Genomic DNA, 15,629 nt, shown 5'->3' with positions numbered 1-15,629 from the left:
AAGGGGGCGCCGCGAATGACCGGATCAGCGGCCCCTTTCTCTGCCCGCGATGCGCCGCGTGAGGGCACTCGGTGGTCGGACAGGGGACGGTTCTCTCGGGATCGCCGGGCGCGCGCGGCGCGGCCGCGGAACGCGCCGCTCTACGGGCGCCTACAGGAGCCCTGTGCGCCGGGCGAGCATGATCCCGAAGGCGAGGCAGGCGGCGAGGCTGACGGCCAGCATGGCGACGTTGGTCCAGAACCGGACCGGTCGGCTGGACCCGTCGATCCCGCTCGCCCGCAGCCGCACCCACGGCACGTAGAGGTAGAGGGCGATCAGCGTCAGGATCAGGAACGCGAAGGTGGCGACCCGCCCGGTGATCAGGGCCGCGCCGGCCAGGACTGCCCATCCGATGACGAGGCCCAGCATGGTGAACAGGGCTGTCGAGTTCACGTCCGCGCGTCCCCTTCAGCGGATGGTGTCGGCCGGGCAGCCGACGCGATCCTCAGTCTGCGACGAGTTCCGCTAGGGAACCGTTAGCATCGTCCGGACTGATTGCGAGATCGGGAAGGTTTCTGGTGCTGCGAGAGAGGATTGAACTCTCGACCTCTTCATTACCAAAAACCCGGTGGATACGGCCATGGATGGCCGGGGTGCAGCCCATCTGTTGAAATCACTTGGCTTTTTGCCCCTACCACCTCATTCTCATGGACATCCGGGGACAGAAAGGGTCGCTGCTTTGCACCCCCACTGCACCCCCAAACCACGGGAGATGCCCTTATGCCACGTCGGGCGGACGCTGAAAACGTCATCCGGTTCACCAAGCCGGCCATCGCCGCCCTGTCAGTCCGAAGCGGCCAGACCGAACGAACGGTCTGGGACACTGAGGTGCAGGGCTTTGGCATCCGCATTCGAGCCAGCGGAAACCGCGCGTGGGTGATCCGGCCTCCGCGATCTGGCGGCGCCTCACGCATCCATACCATCGGATCGGCTGACAGCATCGATCTGGCGACCGCCCGGCGAACCGCTCGCGAGAAGCTTGCCGAGACGGCGCTTGGCGGCGATCCGACCAAGGCGCGTCGAGAAGCAAGGGCTCAAGCGGCCGTCACCTTCGGCAGCCTCATTGACCGCTACGTCGCGCACAAGGAGGCCCAAGGCCGGCGTGGAGCAACGATCTATGGCATCAAAAACCATCTTCAAGCCCACTGGCAGCCGCTTCACGACCGGCCCCTGTCGGCGATCACCAAGGCCGAGATTGCCAGCCGGCACCGGGAGATCGCGGCAGACAGCCCACATGCCGCCGACCGGGCACTCTCGATCCTCTCGACATTCTTCGGATGGGCGATGCGGGATGGATTGGTGGATGCGAACCCGGCAGCCAACGCGAACAAGGCAACCGTCCCAACCAAGCGAGATCGGGTCCTGACGAACGCCGAGCTTGCCGCCGTGTGGAAGGCGTGCCGAGACGACGACTACGGCCGGATCGTCCGCCTCCTCATCCTCACCGGCCTACGGTTGCGGGAGGTTGCCGAAGCGCGGTGGTCGGAGATCGACCTCAACTCCGGCCATTGGGACATTCCCGCCGAGCGCATGAAGAACAAGCGACCGCACGATGTGCCGCTCCCCCCCGCTGCGCTGGCCATCCTCAAGGAGGCACCCGCGCATGTCGGGCGTGACTTCGTGTTCGGATCAGGGGCGGGGCCGTTCAAAGGCTTCAGCAAGGCCAAGGCGGCGATGGACAAGAGGCTTGGCGCGTCGGTCGCGAAGTGGACGCTGCACGATCTGCGGCGCACTGCCGCCACCGGCATGAACGGCATCGGGATCGCGCCTCACATCGTGGAAGCCGTGCTCAGCCACGTCTCTGGCCACCGCGCCGGAGTCGCCGGCATCTACAATCGGGCCACCTACCTACCAGAGCGTCTAGACGCGCTGGAGAGATGGTCCTCCTACGTGACATCATTGTGCGTCAGAGAGGTCTGACCATAATGTTCAAATCAGTCAGACATGTATGACGACTGAAGAACCAGCGTCCAAATGCTGCAACTTCGACGGCCTTCATCTTCAAATGGATCGGCCTCGGTCCCATCTTATGGGCTCACATGACCATCCAAGAGGATAGATGAGCATTCTTGCAAGCTTACCGCCCGAACTCGCCAGACGTAGCATCGTCGGCACGCGAGATGCCGCCGCGTACTGTGGCGTCTCGGAGAAGACCTTTCGCCGGATGCTGGCGGCGGGTGCCATCCCGACACCTCTGAAGCTATCTATCCGCAAGCTCGGCTGGCGGATCGGAGACCTTCTCGATTGGCAGGATTGCCGAGAGAGCGGCAGGACATGGCGAGACTGCCAGGACTCGAAGCCCCTCTCCGCAGCGGCTTGAGCAGTGCGGGTCGGCGGGGCATACCGCCGGCCCGTGCCAATGTACGCTCAATCTATACCAAGCTCGGTGAGTAGCTCATCTCGATCTTGGTGCATCAGCCAGATCAAGAAGCTTTTATCAACAGTCGTGAGAACTCGCGTCGTTTGATCATAGTCGAATATAATCGGTCTAATGCTTTTAAGAACTTGAAGAGAAGCTGTGTTCTGAAGGGCTTGCGTGATATTTCCTTCATTCAGCCTTGCTCCTTCAGGATGCTTCGCCTTGATAATGCTGGCCACCTGCTGTCTTCGGAGCCCGTTTTCCAAATCTTCAATCGAACTAGCTAAGACGGCGTAAGTCAGCCACTTGTACATTTCCATGTAAGTAGACTGAAATCCTTCACTGAAATTAGTGATAAACGCATTGTAGCGTCCGGCCTGATCGTTGACAATTTCACGAACAATTGCCTCTGCGTCGAGAGTTGCACCAACCTCTTTTGTCTTATCTTGTGTCTCGCTGACGCCGGAACGTTCGCAGATGCGGTAACAAGCCTCTTGAATAAGCGCAACACTATCGCCGCAGTGCCTAAGCAACGCATCTATTGTTCTTTTGTCGAATGAAACATTTAGGAGTTGCTCTCCCGCAATTATAACTTCACGCAGATGTTCTTCTTTCCACACATCCACATCGACACTAATCACGCGGTTCGTTAAATCACCATTGTAGTAAATCAAACGATTTTGTTCGCGCCATACGCCCACGACAACGAAACAGAGACCAGAATTTTCGTGAAAAGCTTTTAATGAAAAGGAAAATGCTCGTTGAGTATCAGCTGACAGATAATGGAAATCCTCAAGGATTATGTACTTGGTAAATCCGATCTCATTAAGCGCAGTTATGATGTCGTTTACATCATTCAAGTCGATTTCGAGTCGTGCGGCAACTAATGCGTCGGTAGTAGTCGTCTCGCGGTTGATCGTGCCTTTTCCAGCTGCTTTTGCGATGAAAGGCACCTTACCTTCCCCAGCAAACTCCGCGCCATATTTCCAAGCCCCAGCAACTGTTTTTGTTGACGTTTGCTCAATTCGGTATCCCGCAGACTTCAGGATTGCACCATTTAATTCAGATAGCCCCATTGTGTTCAGGCAACTCACGACAATAAAATCGTCGTCTCCTAAACAGTGCTTGCGAAGAGTTGTCTTGCCTTGCTTGGACGAGCCATAGATAACCACATGCTTGTCGCGCGTGAGGCTGTCAACGAATTTACCATCTACCTCATTGCGTGCCACGTAGTTCAGCGGGATTTCGCGGCCGACACCAAAGGCGTCACGCAGCTTTACAATCTGTTCTGGCATCATCGTCCCTTCCTGATACCGAAGATAACGGACGCCGCCGGAGTCGTCACGCCGACCGTTGGGCAACCTTGGCCACCGCAGAGGCACCGGCCGCCTTTGCGACGACGGCCACGCCCAAGACCGAAGGCGACAGCGCGACCAGCCCTGTGCAACTCGACACGACCACGATCACAGCGGTCTAGGTCACTCGACGGTCCGCCACTTCACAGGCGGCAGGGCTTTTCCGGGCGTAGTCGCGTCGCGCTGGTAGAACCGTCGCCGGTCACCGGCCACGACCTCGGCCACGCCGTCGATAGCCTCCACCAGGGCCGAGACGGCGTTGTAGAGATCGCCTTGCGGCTTGGCCCTAGATAGGACGTCGACGCACTGCTTTCGCCAACGGCCGGCTTCTTCCAGGAAGTGGACCTCCTCGGCTCTCACGTATACGCCGCGCCGCGCCATCGCCCGTCCTCCGATCCTGTGCCAGGATCTAGAACAAGTCGTGAACATAGCTGGGCCGTTGTCGAGAACGTCGGCATCAAGGCGTGGCGTGTCACGGATGGTGGCGAACAGAACAGCACCCGTTGACGGATCGTTTACCATACCGTGCCAGGCTGCCCGCAGCGATCGTCCGGGGGGCGAGCGCCGGCAGCAGCATCGAGCCTTGGGGGATGGTGCGGCCGCGGCTTCGCAATCGCTGGCAGGCCCGTCTCGCGCGACCGAGGCGGGCCTCGCTCATTGACCATTGGCCTCATTGCGCCACACTACGGCGCGTCCTCCCAAGGGACGCCCATCGGCCCGGCTCAAACGGCCCCCCCGACCACGGGTCGGGTCGGTGGACTTATGGATCCGTGCCGAACCGCTCCGTATAGGCGGCATCTAGGGCCGCGAACTGCCCATCCATCTCCAGGATTTGCACCCGCTGCCGCCCGCGCGACATCGCGCATGGCCGCTGCTACGGGCTGCCCTTCGAGCCGGACGGCAGATTTTACCAGTTCGTCGGCGCTCGCGTTCGAGGCCGCGATACGGAGGCTGAGGGCGGCCATCAGCTCAAGCATCTTCTCGGGTAGATCCTCGCTCATGCTGCCCGCGCTTCGATCCTCTGGACTTGAACCGGAGACCACTGGCCACCCCTGGCAGTGGTGATGCCCTTGGCGTTCAGAGCATCGGCCACGGCCTGGAGCGTAGTAGCACCGGCCGCGCGGATGTCCTGGATAATGGGCAGGAGATCAGCCGCCCGGCTGTCGGCCTTGGCGATCCTGACGGCCGCGCCCTTGGCCTTGGCCTCGGCGGACAGGACGACACCCCGGTCCCCGCCCAACCGCACGCCTCTGGCCTTCGCGGCGGCCAGGGCGGCCTTGGTGCGCTCGCTGATGGCCTTGGCCTCGTGCTCCGCGACGGCGGCCAGGATGTGGACCGTGAGCCGGTTGGCCTGCGGGAAGTCCACCGCCACGAACTCGACCCCGCTTTCCATGAGAGCCGAGACGAAGGCGACGTTACGGGCCAGCCGGTCCAGCTTGGCAATGACGAGCGTGGCCTTGTGCAACCGGCAGAGGCGGAGAGCTTCGGCCAGCTTCGGCCGGTCCGACCGCTTGCCGCTCTCGACCTCGACCACCTCAGCCACCAGGGACCAGTCCCCACCGTTCAGGTAGCCGTGAACGGCAGACTGCTGTGCCTCCAGACCGAGACCGGACCGACCCTGCTTGGCGGTGGACACCCGGTAGTAGCCGACGAACCGCCCCTCAGCCATTTCGATCTCGACTCTTACGTCTCAGTCCACGTTCGTTGACTGATTTGTAAAAGGTCCTGACTCCCTCCGCAACCCCCTTCCGGCCTCCCTCGCGAGGAAATCGCGTCCGGCCCAACACCAAGAAACGATGATGACCACTGCCGACACTTGGGGGCCGTTCGCCCTCGACATCGATGACTGTGAGCGCCGGGCGCGCCTCCGGTCCCTCTGCGCGATCGTGCGCCTTCTCCTGGGACCACGGGGCGCCGTTCTCGAACGGGCGTTGACCTGCGCCGAGACCGGAGCCGTCTCGCTCGAAGCCCTTCACGGGGTGCTGTCCCGGCTCCCCTCGCTAGACTTCCGGAAGGTTCTGGCCAGCTACGCCGCCCTGACCCGGCCAACTGAGCCGTGCCGGACGTGACCGGCCTGGCGTCTCGCCGCCGACTCGGCCGGCGCTACATCGCTCGTATGATCCGCGCCGGCCTCATCTCCCTCGCTGTCTCCCTGGCGACTGCTCCGGTGCTGGCGCAGGGCTTGGACGACACGCGGGCGGTCAACGCCATGCGGGACATGGCCAGGGAACAGGAGCGGCAAGCGGATGAGCTACGCCGGCTCCGGCAGGTAGAGGCTGACCGCGCCTTGCAAGAGGACCGAGACCGCCGGAACGCTGCGAGGGACGCGCGTTCGTCCCGACGCTTCGATAGGCCCTGAGCTTACGCCTCGACGCGGCTCTCGTATCGTTCAAGCAGGTCAATCAGAGCAGCCAGAGCGTCACGGGCGACAAGCTCGCCGTCGCAGTCCCCAGCCTCGTGCATGCGGTCGGCAGCCCTGCCGAGATCCCATGCGAGATTGGCCAGCTTCGAGTAGATCTCGTGATCCAACATCTGTGTGTCTCTGAACCTACGGCATCCATTGTCGAATTACAAGAGTAATATGAAACATTCCGCAGTGCTCAGTAAGTAATAAGGCACACACCTTCGCTTGCATGTAACACACATCGCTCGCAAGAATGTAAGTCAAAGTTTTTCTACGGACATAGGGCGGCGGTCGGGAAAGTCGTTCCGAAAATTTTTACCCTAAAAGCCCCCTATTAATGCACTACCTTCCCTCAGTTCATTCAGTAGACTTCAAAGTCCAGAAACGATCGCGCAAACTAAAAGGTCCCGATTACCATGAACAGTGACCATCCAGTCATCGTCTCAATTCGCGAGAACACGAAGATCCGTCCGGCCGACCTCGATTTCATTCTGGAGAACGGCCAGAACTACAGGGGCGTCACGCTCCCTGCTGGCGTGCGCCGCTGGCCGCTCGGAGATTGCATCATCGGAGCCGAGGAAATGGCCAGTCGTGGTCTCGGGCGCGTTGTCACCGGCTTCGTGCTCCGGGCAGGCACCCGCAAGCCGATACCCCACACCTGGGCCACACCGGACCACGTTCGCGCCTTCGATCCGACCCTCTCGGCCCCGCAGGACCACGACTATTGGGGGCTGCCTGAGAAGCACCGCGGCCGGGTTAACGACATCGTTGCACGCGCCTTCCGGGGAGCAACATCGTCCGGCTTGCCTGTGGAGTTGATGCGGGGCGGGTTGAAGATCCCCGGCCTCCGACCGTTCACGATCCGCTTCTAGGGCCGCTGACACCCACGGCGATCATCAGGGAAGGGCGCAGACGGCGACGAGGATAATCCGGCAGGATCTGGCCAGAATGGTCTCGCGCCCGCCTGTGACTCGCTCTGGCGATTGCGGGGGACAGGAGAGGGAGAGGCGTCCGTATTTCGCCAGCTCGATCCCGTCACTCCTCAAAAGATCATGCATGAAAATGCAGAAATAGGGATCGATCAGAAAAATAGTGCAACATCAGCCAGTTAGTGCAATTTCGCCGATCACCTACCACATGAAATAGGGAGCTAAAATACGGCTCCAACAGAAAAGGCCCTCAACCGCATAAGACGGTGAGGGCCGAAGGTGAAGACCTCGTGCAAAGGATCGACAAATGACAGATGGTAACACCGCGCCTGCAGCACAAGAGGCGCCCCGTGCTCACCCAACCATCGTGGGCAAGGCGTTCTGGATGGAAAAGCTCCTCGCCGACAAGAACCTGAGCCAGTCAGCGAAGCTCATCGGGGTCCGGCTGGCACTGCACCACAACAGTCAGACTGGCCGATGCTTTCCGACTGTCGAGACGCTGATGGACGGAACCACGAACTCCCGCGCTACGGTCCACCGGGGACTGACGGCCCTGCGGAAGGCCGGCTACATCGACTGGAAGACCGGCAACAGCAAGTGGAGCAACAGCTACGAGCTGAAGGGCGTCCCAACGAGGCAGTCCGGCGAACGTCCGGCTTCCAAGGTTTCTCACCTCCGGCTTGCCACCTCAGAGGGCATGCCGGTCTCCGAGATCGAGGGTCCAACCGTCTCACCAGTCAGACCGTCAACCGTCTCATCAGTGAGACCCCAACCCCTGAAGAGTAACCCTGGAAAGGGTTACGATGAAGGGAGAGAGAAGGAAGAGAAAGCGACTGCACCGGATAGTCCTGCCACCCCCTTCCGCCCTGATGGGCTCAAGGGGGCGCAGGACAGCGCAGGCGGTGAGCAGCCGGACAAGCAGCCGGAGCCGGTGAGCCAGCCCATAGACGGCAAGTTCACCTTCGACCAGATCGCAACCCCCGAGTGGATCGAGCAACGGCTTGAGACAGCCGCCGACACCGAGTCGCGCTACGCCAGTTCAGGCCGGACATCCAACGATCCAAGCGTCGCCAAGGAACTGCTTCAGCAGCTTCGAGACTGGTCGATCAGAGCTGGAAAGCGGGGAGACGAGTTCGATTGGAGCGCGATGTGGATCAGCTTCTACAACCAGAAGCGGCCATCCGAGCCCTACAAGCCAACCAAGGGTCCACAGATCTGACGGCCTCGACGGTGGAGGGCTGGCAACAGCCCCCATCATCCTGAAAGGCCGGAGCAAGCGCGAAGCGCGCAAGAGCCACTATACCCACCACGGCCAAGCTTCTCACCCACCAGATCGACGCTGATGTCAATGGGGTGGCTTGAATTTTCCACAGTTTCGTGCATGATGCAACGGAAGCCGGAGATCGGCAGGACGAATAAGGGGGGGGGCTCAACCCCCTCGACGGTGACGGGATCGAAGGCCCGGCGCACCGCAGCCCGCAAGAGCACGCACCAGCCCCGACACGGCACCTTCGACAGGCAACGAGACCCCCGGCCAGCCACATGCTGGTGCGCGACCCAACACGGCAGTAATCGCGGGGCCGATCCACCACCCATCTACCCTGTACAGGGAACGTCTTCGCCTGTCGTTTCTCCGTCTAAATCAGATTGGAGAACTACCATGAACACCAAGAAACTCGATTTTCGAGTGAACCTCGGGGTTGATCCCGAGTTCGAGGCGGCGATTGACGCCGCTCGACTCTCCAAGCGGATGACGAAGACCGGCTACATCCGCTACACCCTCGTGAATGACTTGATTGCGAAGGGTTTCCTCAAGACGAAGACGGCAGAGGATGCCCGATGACTCTGAGTATCCTCTTTGCTCCCCAGATCCGTGCCTTCGGCAAGGCCGCTGGCCGGGAGTTCACCAGGGCGGAAGTCGAGACCATCGAGACGACCATGAACGCGGTCGCCAGCCTCGATGACGCCGGCCACGTCCAGTTCGACCTTGGCGCCGGTCCTGTCGGCACCCTGGACGATGCTCTCACGATGATGAGCGTCGGCATGGGAGCGCCGGTCACGGCCTCGACGCCGGCCAGCTCGATCCCGATCGGCTCGAACGCCACAGAGCGCGCGGTGGCGATGAACGCCGCGATCCGCTCCGGAGCCGACGCCCGCAAGCGCGATCAAGCCGAAGCTCTGGCCGCAACCTGGGGCAACCCCTGGCGTGAAGGCCGGACGAACCGGAGCCACCAGGGCTTCATCACGAACACCCACCCACAGTTGGCCAGCCGCCTGAAGCGCGAGGCCGGAGTAAGAGCATGAGCAACGCAATGATGGGCATGAACCTGGGCGAGGCCCGCCGCCGCCAGGAGGCAGCCAAGAAGCGCGGCGAGCGGTTCAAGGTCTCGGACGACGTGAGAGCCGCGCGTGCCGCCCTGCTACAGGCGAAAGAGGAGGCGGCCACCGCCGCACAGGCCGCGCGAGATACCGAACGCCAAGCCCGGCCGGACGCAGTTCGCGCGGTCCTGCAACACGCCTCGATTGACGAGTTGTTCGAGTTTCAGCGCGCCGCTGGCCAGCTCGACGGCCGACGCCTCGCCGGGATCGTTGCTGACGTTCTGCAAGAACGGCGACGGACCACTTACGTTGCCCCGGCGGCGATGGTCGAAACGGCTCCAGAATTGGCCGCTGAGTCCCCTCCAGTGGCGAAGGCATCATCCGGCCGTCCGGGACGCTGAACGGCGCCAGCGAGTCTCCTGGGCGATCTGAGGGGATACCTACACGCGAGAGGCGCTTGAACCCTACGTCACGCACCATGGACAAGGAGCGCCAGACAGCCGGGGAGCAATTCCTCAGACTGCACCCCCACTGCACCCCTGGCCAAAAACGGGGGGTGCAGAGCTTTGAGGATTTGGGCTAAGTGCTTGATCTGAATGGTGCTGCGAGAGAGGATTGAACTCTCGACCTCTTCATTACCAATGAAGTGCTCTACCACTGAGCTACCGCAGCAGGTGACCGGGGCGCTCCCGCGGGGGCGTCTCCGTCCGGCCGAGTGGGGCCATAACGGATCGCCGCCGGGTTGGCAACGCCGTGTTGCGCTTCCGCGCCGTTTTAGGTGCGCGATGCGGCCCGGATCAGGGCGGCGAGCCCGGGCTCGGACACGGCCTCGGCGGCGTCCGAAGGGGTGAACCATCGGAGTTCCCGCTGGCGCGCCTCCGGGAAATGCTTGAGCTGCTTGCGCACCTCCAGCGGAAACACCTTCACCTGGCACAGGACGGTGTCGAGGTTCCTCAGACGCTTCTGGTAGAGGTAAAGCCCGATCGGCCGCTTGCCGACCGCACCGCGCAGGCCGGCCTCCTCGTAGGCCTCCCGCGCGGCCGCCTCGAACGGCTTGCGACCCTTCATCGGCCATCCCTTGGGGATGACCCAACGGCGGCTCTCCCGGGAGGTCACCAGCAGGATCTTGGTCTTGCCGTCCCGCCCGTGCCGGAACGGCAGGGCCCCGACCTGCCGGCGCGGCTCGCCGTCCTCCTCGAGGACGGTCACGGGCGCACCCGGCGACGCGGGACGCCCCTCCGATCCGACCGGATCGACGGCGCGCGCGGGCTGTGAGCGGGCTGGGGGATGATCGGATCCTCGGTCGGCAGCTCACGACAAGCTACACGGCGCGCCGGCTCGTTCAACTTGCAATAGTCGAACGCCGCGGCGTGTCCGTGACCCCGCGGCGCTCCTGTCATCTCGCGCTCGGACGGCCGGCGCGCCGTGAAACCGGTCACCCGATCCGACGAACCGGCCGCCCACCCGAGCCGGAAGGCGGCAGCGCCGCGGACGCCATCCCGGCCGAGACCGGGTCGGCACCGGCCGCCTTCGAGGCGCTCGCCTTCGCCGGAAGGACGGTCGGGATCGGGCCGGTGGAGGTCGACGCCGCGGACGCGACCGAGGCCGAGGACGCGGCCTGGGCCGACGCGGAGGTCGACGCGGGTGTCGGCGACGGGACCGGAGCAGTCGCGGCGGCGGGGGACACGGTCGGAGGCGACACGGGGACCGATGAGGCGAGCGGTCTGGCGCCCGGCGCCGCGGCGTTCGGGGCCGCCGGCACGAGGGCCGGGCCGGCGGCGTCCGCCTCCGGCTCCACCGCGGGCGCGGCACCGAGCGTGTTCGGAGGCTCGCGCCACGCGAAGGCGTCGAGGCGCCCGGTCACCGGCGAGACCGGCGCCCAGGTATCGGTGGCGATGCCGTCGGCGATCCACACGCGGTCGCGCGGGGCGCGGGCGGCCCGGGCCAGCCACTCGCGGGCCTGACCGGAGGCGGCCCCGTGCTCGGCCTCCTCGATGGCCGCCATCATCAGGCAGGCCCGGGCGGTCGGACGGTCGGAGAGCAGGGGCTTCACGGCCTCGCGGGCCCGCTTGTAGTCCCGCGCGTCGAGGGCGGCCTGGCCCAGGGCGAGGCGGGATTCGGGGTCCCAGACCGACAGCTTCGCCAGGACTTCGGCGCGGGCGAGGCGGTCGCGGACCGAATCGCCGGGACGCAGGCCCAGATAGACCTTCGCGAGGTCGGGATGGGGATTGGCCTTCCAGGCCGCCTCGACGATCCGGGCGGCCTTCTTGACGTCGCCGCGGCGGGCGAGGAGGCGGCCGGCGATGCAGGCCGCCGGCACGAGGTCGGGGGCGAGCTTGACCGCCTGCAGGGCCCGCTCCGTGGCGATTTCCGGCTCGCCGGCCTCGCGCTCGCCAGCGATGGCGGTGAGGAGCACCGCCCGCTGGCGTCGGGCCGCGGCCTTGTCGATCAGTCCGAGGGACGAGCGGCGCTCGATCGTCTCCAGGGCGGCCGCCCAGTCGCCGTCGGCGCTCTGCGCCTCCAGAAGGGCCTCGTTGGCCCAGGTCACGCTCGGGGCGAGGCGGGCGGCCTCGGTGGCATAGGCGCGGGCGGCCGTCTCGTCCTCGCGGCGCCGGGCCTCGACGAACAGGCCGCGCAGGCCCAGGACCCGGGTCTCGGGATCGTCGACCATGCGCTGGAAGGCGCTCTCGGCCGCGTCCCGGTCGCCGGAGATCTGCGCCGCCTGCGCCTTCAGCAGCAGGGTCAGCGGCTCGGTGCCGAGGAGCCGCTCGGCGTCGCCCGCGAAGCGGCGGGCCGCCAGGGGATCGCCCGAGCCCACCGCCACCATGCCGCGGGAGAGGGCCGAGAGGCCCTTGGCCCGGCGCCGCTCGGCCGAGCCGCGGACCAGGGCCTCGGGCAGGCCGATGACACCGCGCACGATCGCCCAGAGGACGCCCAGGACGATCGCCGCCGCGATCACGCCGACGAGGGCGACCGCGAGGCTGGTGCCGATCTGGTAGCCGTTCCAGACGACGGTGACGGTGCCGGGCCTGTCGGCGATCCAGACCGCCCCGAAGGCGGCGAGTGCGAGCAGGGCCAGGAAGGCGAGGGCGCGCCACATGGGGTCAGTATCTCCTGTCGGCGGCCGGCTGGCGGCCGTCGCGGGGTGCGGGAGGAGCGGGGCGCCTGCGCGCCCGCTCGGAGATGGTGCGGCCGCGCAGCGCGCGGATCGGGGCCCTCACCGGCCTAGCGCCCGGGGGCGGCCTGGGCCGGCTGGGCGGCGCCGACCGGCAGGGCCTTGAAGGCGCCGTCGAGCAGCGCGCGCACGGCCTGCTCGGCCTCGGCCCGGGCCTTGAGCTTGGCGCCGAAATCCCCGGCCTGCTCCCGGGCCTCGGCCGGGAGCGCCGCGAAGGCCGCCGAGGCCGCCGGCAGGTCGCCGCGGTCGAGGGCCGCCTGGACCTTGCTCTCCGGATCGTCCGCGGCCTCGGGAGCGGGTGCGTCCGCCTTGCGGATCTGCACGAGACCGTCGGCCATGCTGAGGAGCTTGGTTCGGAAATCGCCGGTCTCGGCCGCGCTCTTGGCCCGCTGCGCCTGCCGCTTGGCCGCGATCCGCTCGGCGATCGGCCGGAACGTGTCGGCAAGATCCCCCGCCGAGGGAGCACCGCCGTCGGCGAAGGGCGCCAGGGCCTTGGCCTGCGCGTCGGTCCCCGGATCGAGCTTGCGCAGGGTCGCGAGCGGCTCGGCGTAGCTCGTCCCGGATTCCAGGGCGGCCGCCACGCGGTCGGCGACGACGACCCGGAGCGCCGCCTGGACGGTGCTGGCCTCGGCGCGCTGCGCGACGCTCTTGTCCAGGGCGGCGATCTGGTCGGCCTGCTCCTGCAGCCGCCGGTCGACCGCCTTCGCGGCCTCCGCGGCCTGGGCCTGTCCGGCCTCGGCGGCGGTGCGGCTCGCCTGGGTCGCCGCCTGGACCGCCTCGGTCGCGGCCTTCACCCGCGCGTCGACGGCCTGCTGCAGCGCGTCGAGGCGCTGCCCCAGGGCCGCGTCGGCCTCGGCGTTCGCCTTGGTCTTCTGCTCCACCTCGCTCTGCAGCGCCGCGACCTTCCGGGCGGCCTCCTCGGCCGCGCCCTTGTTGGCGCCGCCATCCTCCACCGCCTTCAGGCGGGTCTCGAGGTCGGCGATCTGCTTCGCGTTGTCCTGGACCACGCCGAGCTTCGAATCGGCCGGCTGGTCGCGACCGGGCTCCTGACCCGGCTCCTCCTGCAGGGCCGCGACGCGCTGGTCGAGGCTGTCGAGGCGGGCGACGAGATCCGGCGGCACGGCGGGGGCCTGACCGGCCGCTTGCCCGTCGGCGGTGGACGTGGGCACCGCACCGGACTTGTCCAGGGCCTGCTTGGCGCTCGCCTCGGCGGCGGCGACGCGCTTGTCGAGCGCCGTCACGGCGTCGCGCGGGGCCAGCCCGTCGAGACGCTTGTCGAGGGACGCGAGCTGGCTGGAGAGCCTCTGGTCCAGGGCGCTCAGGCGCGGGTCGGGACCGATCCCGGCCTTCTCGGCGCCGAACAGCAGGCCGGCGCCGATTACGCCGCCGAGCAGCCCCGCGGCCGCGAGCGAGCCGAACCCGGCCCGGGCCCGGCCGGTGGGCGCGGCGGCGCTCCTGCCGGGATCGACGGCGGCCACCGCGGGGATCGGGCCCTTCGGCGGCTCCTTGCCGTCCCTGGAGGCGTCCTTGGAAGTATCCCTGGAAGCGTCCTTGGAAGCGTCCTTGCCCGGCTCCTTGCCGGCGGCCGGCGGATCCGGGATGCGCTTGGCCTTCAGGTCGATGATCGGGCCGGCCGTCACCGCGCTGGCCGCCGCCGGGCCCGCGGCGCCGGGTGCGGGTCCGCCCGGACGGGGACCGCCCTGCGTTCCGGCTCCGGGCTGCGCGGCCTTCGGATCGATCTTCGCGCCGGACGTCCCGGACGCGGCGGTGGAGGCCGTCGACGACGAGGCGGACGCTCCGGTCCTGCCGTCGGAGGCCGACGACGCGGCGCCCGCCGTCACGGGATCGGGCTTCGCACCGGCCGACTGGGCGGCCGGGCCGGTCGACGGCTTCAGGCCGTCGGTCCCGGAGACCGGCTTGCCGGCGTCGGCCTTCGGATCGGTCGTGCCGGGCTTGGCGGTCACGACCGGGTCGGTCGCCGACCTGGGCGGCGTTCCGGACGCGGATCCCTGCGGCCCCCGCACGCCGCCGGCGGCGGTGGAAGAGGTGGAGGCCGACATCGAGGCCGACGTGGAAGCGGACGTCGAGGCCGACGTGGAGGCTGTGGACGCCGACGTCGCGGCCGGTCGGGACGCGCCACCGGGCGGGCTGGACTGCCCGGGCTTGCCGGGCGCGGCGTCCGGCTTCCGGCCGCCGGGGCCGGGCTTGTCGGCGTCGCTGGGTGGTGGCGTCACGGGCAAGTCCTCCAACTCTTCGGCGTCGCCGCGCCCCCCTAGCACCGCGGCGGCGCCGGGCGCGAGGGCGAGATACGGCGGCCCGGCCTCCCTGTCACCGCGCGGTTAGCCCGGTCGCCCTGTCAGGGCGCCGAGCAGGTCCGCTTCGCGCGGGCGTGCCGCGACGAAATGGACCGGAACACCGGCCGCTTCCAGGGGTGCCGCAACATCCGGCGATAGGCAGTAATGCCTCAGCCGGCGGAAAGCTCCGCCGTGCTCCGATCCATCCGCGAGGGCAAGGGCGACGGCGGCGCTGCGCCGGGAATAGTGAAGGGCCGCCTCGAGGCGGTTCCCGGCGAGTTCGCGGCCGACCGCCGGCGGCAGGCGGTCCAGCGGTTCGGCCCGGTACGCCACGAAGGCCGTGACCCGGAATCCGGCGGCCGTGAGCGTCGCCGCCGGTTCCGGCTTGCGCTCGGCTCCCGTCGCGTGGAGGAGCGGCTGGCTGGGCGGCAGCGTCGCCGCCACCAAGCCGGCGAGGCCCGCGGCGTCGCCGGGGCCCTCCCGGACGGGGCCGAGACCGGCCGCGCGGGCCAGGGCGGCCGTCCGAGCGCCGACGGCGAAGACCGGGAGGCCGCGCAGGGCCGGCGCGTCGCGGATCGCCGGAACCGCGTTGGCGCTGGTCAGCAGCAGCGCGGCGAAGGGTCCCATGGGCGGGGCCGCCGCGGTCGGCCGCACGGCCAGGACGGGCGCCACGAGCGGCGCGTGGCCGAGTTCGGCCAGGGCCGTCCCGGTCCGCGTCGCTCCCGGCTCGGGCCGCGCCACCCAGATCCGCAAGG

17 protein-coding genes and 1 tRNA gene are annotated in these 15,629 nt (G+C 66.9%); 8 read left to right on the top strand and 10 right to left on the bottom strand.

The window, feature by feature from the left end; genetic code table 11:
- Positions 1-150 precede the first annotated feature (150 nt).
- Entirely contained in the window at positions 151-432 is a 282-nt protein-coding gene (locus ACLBYB_RS14205) for a hypothetical protein (RefSeq protein ID WP_020092220.1), read from the bottom strand.
- Positions 433-759: 327 nt separating this feature from the next.
- Here ACLBYB_RS14205 and ACLBYB_RS14200 point away from each other — a divergent pair, with 327 nt between their 5' ends.
- Entirely contained in the window at positions 760-1,959 is a 1,200-nt protein-coding gene (locus ACLBYB_RS14200; RefSeq protein ID WP_447699141.1) for a tyrosine-type recombinase/integrase, read from the top strand.
- Between the two features lie 447 nt (positions 1,960-2,406).
- Here the strand turns inward: ACLBYB_RS14200 and ACLBYB_RS14195 are convergent, their stop codons facing one another.
- The 3 genes from ACLBYB_RS14195 to ACLBYB_RS14185 form a co-directional block, all read right to left on the bottom strand.
- Positions 2,407-3,696, bottom strand: coding sequence for a hypothetical protein (locus ACLBYB_RS14195; protein ID WP_447699140.1), 1,290 nt, complete (start codon positions 3,694-3,696; stop codon positions 2,407-2,409).
- A 180-nt stretch (positions 3,697-3,876) separates the two neighbouring features.
- On the bottom strand, positions 3,877-4,113 hold the full coding sequence (locus tag ACLBYB_RS14190; RefSeq protein WP_447699139.1) for a hypothetical protein: 237 nt from the start codon (positions 4,111-4,113) through the stop codon (positions 3,877-3,879).
- Between the two features lie 637 nt (positions 4,114-4,750).
- On the bottom strand, positions 4,751-5,422 hold the full coding sequence (locus ACLBYB_RS14185) for a recombinase family protein (protein WP_447699138.1): 672 nt from the start codon (positions 5,420-5,422) through the stop codon (positions 4,751-4,753).
- 127 nt (positions 5,423-5,549) lie between these two features.
- On the opposite strand from ACLBYB_RS14185, the gene ACLBYB_RS14180 reads away from it, so the two are divergent.
- Positions 5,550-5,822: a hypothetical protein gene (locus tag ACLBYB_RS14180; protein WP_447699137.1), complete on the top strand. Its 273-nt coding sequence runs from the start codon at positions 5,550-5,552 to the stop codon at positions 5,820-5,822.
- Between the two features lie 292 nt (positions 5,823-6,114).
- Here the strand turns inward: ACLBYB_RS14180 and ACLBYB_RS14175 are convergent, their stop codons facing one another.
- Positions 6,115-6,285 carry a hypothetical protein gene (locus ACLBYB_RS14175; RefSeq protein ID WP_447699136.1) on the bottom strand — a complete coding sequence of 57 codons (171 nt, stop codon included), beginning with the start codon at positions 6,283-6,285 and terminating at the stop codon, positions 6,115-6,117.
- A gap of 288 nt (positions 6,286-6,573) precedes the next feature.
- Between ACLBYB_RS14175 and ACLBYB_RS14170 the strand changes: the two genes are divergently transcribed.
- The 5 genes from ACLBYB_RS14170 (at position 6,574) to ACLBYB_RS14150 (ending at position 9,806) form a co-directional block, all read left to right on the top strand.
- Positions 6,574-7,029, top strand: coding sequence for a hypothetical protein (locus ACLBYB_RS14170; protein ID WP_447699135.1), 456 nt, complete (start codon positions 6,574-6,576; stop codon positions 7,027-7,029).
- Positions 7,030-7,393: 364 nt separating this feature from the next.
- Positions 7,394-8,305 (top strand): helix-turn-helix domain-containing protein, encoded by a 912-nt coding sequence (locus ACLBYB_RS14165; protein ID WP_447699134.1) that lies wholly within the window; start codon positions 7,394-7,396, stop codon positions 8,303-8,305.
- Between the two features lie 441 nt (positions 8,306-8,746).
- Positions 8,747-8,929 (top strand): hypothetical protein, encoded by a 183-nt coding sequence (locus ACLBYB_RS14160; RefSeq protein ID WP_447699133.1) that lies wholly within the window; start codon positions 8,747-8,749, stop codon positions 8,927-8,929.
- A 95-nt stretch (positions 8,930-9,024) separates the two neighbouring features.
- Entirely contained in the window at positions 9,025-9,390 is a 366-nt protein-coding gene (locus tag ACLBYB_RS14155) for a hypothetical protein (protein WP_447699132.1), read from the top strand.
- Entirely contained in the window at positions 9,387-9,806 is a 420-nt protein-coding gene (locus ACLBYB_RS14150) for a hypothetical protein (RefSeq protein ID WP_447699131.1), read from the top strand. The genes ACLBYB_RS14155 and ACLBYB_RS14150 overlap by 4 nt, the downstream gene beginning before the upstream one ends.
- Before the next feature lie 196 nt (positions 9,807-10,002).
- Here ACLBYB_RS14150 and ACLBYB_RS14145 read toward each other — a convergent pair.
- The 4 genes from ACLBYB_RS14145 to ACLBYB_RS14130 all read right to left on the bottom strand — a co-directional run bounded on the left by ACLBYB_RS14145 (position 10,003) and on the right by ACLBYB_RS14130 (position 14,544).
- A tRNA-Thr gene (locus ACLBYB_RS14145) sits at positions 10,003-10,077 on the bottom strand.
- Positions 10,078-10,179: 102 nt separating this feature from the next.
- Complete coding sequence (locus tag ACLBYB_RS14140) at positions 10,180-10,614, bottom strand: NUDIX hydrolase (RefSeq protein WP_020092221.1); 435 nt, start codon at positions 10,612-10,614, stop codon at positions 10,180-10,182.
- A 226-nt stretch (positions 10,615-10,840) separates the two neighbouring features.
- Complete coding sequence (locus tag ACLBYB_RS14135; protein ID WP_447699130.1) at positions 10,841-12,505, bottom strand: heme biosynthesis HemY N-terminal domain-containing protein; 1,665 nt, start codon at positions 12,503-12,505, stop codon at positions 10,841-10,843.
- Positions 12,506-12,630: 125 nt separating this feature from the next.
- Entirely contained in the window at positions 12,631-14,544 is a 1,914-nt protein-coding gene (locus tag ACLBYB_RS14130) for a translation initiation factor 2 (RefSeq protein ID WP_447699129.1), read from the bottom strand.
- Here ACLBYB_RS14130 and ACLBYB_RS14125 point away from each other — a divergent pair.
- Positions 14,534-14,923: a hypothetical protein gene (locus ACLBYB_RS14125; protein ID WP_447699128.1), complete on the top strand. Its 390-nt coding sequence runs from the start codon at positions 14,534-14,536 to the stop codon at positions 14,921-14,923. The genes ACLBYB_RS14130 and ACLBYB_RS14125 overlap by 11 nt on opposite strands.
- Here ACLBYB_RS14125 and ACLBYB_RS14120 read toward each other — a convergent pair.
- Positions 14,920-15,627 carry a uroporphyrinogen-III synthase gene (locus ACLBYB_RS14120; protein ID WP_091977256.1) on the bottom strand — a complete coding sequence of 236 codons (708 nt, stop codon included), beginning with the start codon at positions 15,625-15,627 and terminating at the stop codon, positions 14,920-14,922. The two genes, ACLBYB_RS14125 and ACLBYB_RS14120, sit on opposite strands and share 4 nt — an antisense overlap.
- Positions 15,628-15,629 lie beyond the last annotated feature (2 nt).

It is taken from the genome of Methylobacterium sp. D54C, from assembly GCF_053345595.1.
The sequence above is the reverse complement of the archived record's forward strand: the minus strand, read 5'-3'. Positions and strand labels throughout refer to the sequence as shown.

Excerpts from the sequence above, each read along its gene's own strand:
- ACLBYB_RS14180 (WP_447699137.1), top strand. The coding sequence starts at position 5,550 with ATGATGACCACTGCCGACACTTGGGGGCCGTTCGCCCTCGACATCGAT.
- ACLBYB_RS14195 (WP_447699140.1), bottom strand. The coding sequence starts at position 3,696 with ATGATGCCAGAACAGATTGTAAAGCTGCGTGACGCCTTTGGTGTCGGC.
- ACLBYB_RS14160 (WP_447699133.1), top strand. The coding sequence starts at position 8,747 with ATGAACACCAAGAAACTCGATTTTCGAGTGAACCTCGGGGTTGATCCC.
- ACLBYB_RS14185 (WP_447699138.1), bottom strand. The coding sequence starts at position 5,422 with ATGGCTGAGGGGCGGTTCGTCGGCTACTACCGGGTGTCCACCGCCAAG.
- ACLBYB_RS14175 (WP_447699136.1), bottom strand. The coding sequence starts at position 6,285 with ATGTTGGATCACGAGATCTACTCGAAGCTGGCCAATCTCGCATGGGAT.
- ACLBYB_RS14165 (WP_447699134.1), top strand. The coding sequence starts at position 7,394 with ATGACAGATGGTAACACCGCGCCTGCAGCACAAGAGGCGCCCCGTGCT.
- ACLBYB_RS14135 (WP_447699130.1), bottom strand. The coding sequence starts at position 12,505 with ATGTGGCGCGCCCTCGCCTTCCTGGCCCTGCTCGCACTCGCCGCCTTC.
- ACLBYB_RS14155 (WP_447699132.1), top strand. The coding sequence starts at position 9,025 with ATGAACGCGGTCGCCAGCCTCGATGACGCCGGCCACGTCCAGTTCGAC.
- ACLBYB_RS14150 (WP_447699131.1), top strand. The coding sequence starts at position 9,387 with ATGAGCAACGCAATGATGGGCATGAACCTGGGCGAGGCCCGCCGCCGC.
- ACLBYB_RS14170 (WP_447699135.1), top strand. The coding sequence starts at position 6,574 with ATGAACAGTGACCATCCAGTCATCGTCTCAATTCGCGAGAACACGAAG.
- ACLBYB_RS14200 (WP_447699141.1), top strand. The coding sequence starts at position 760 with ATGCCACGTCGGGCGGACGCTGAAAACGTCATCCGGTTCACCAAGCCG.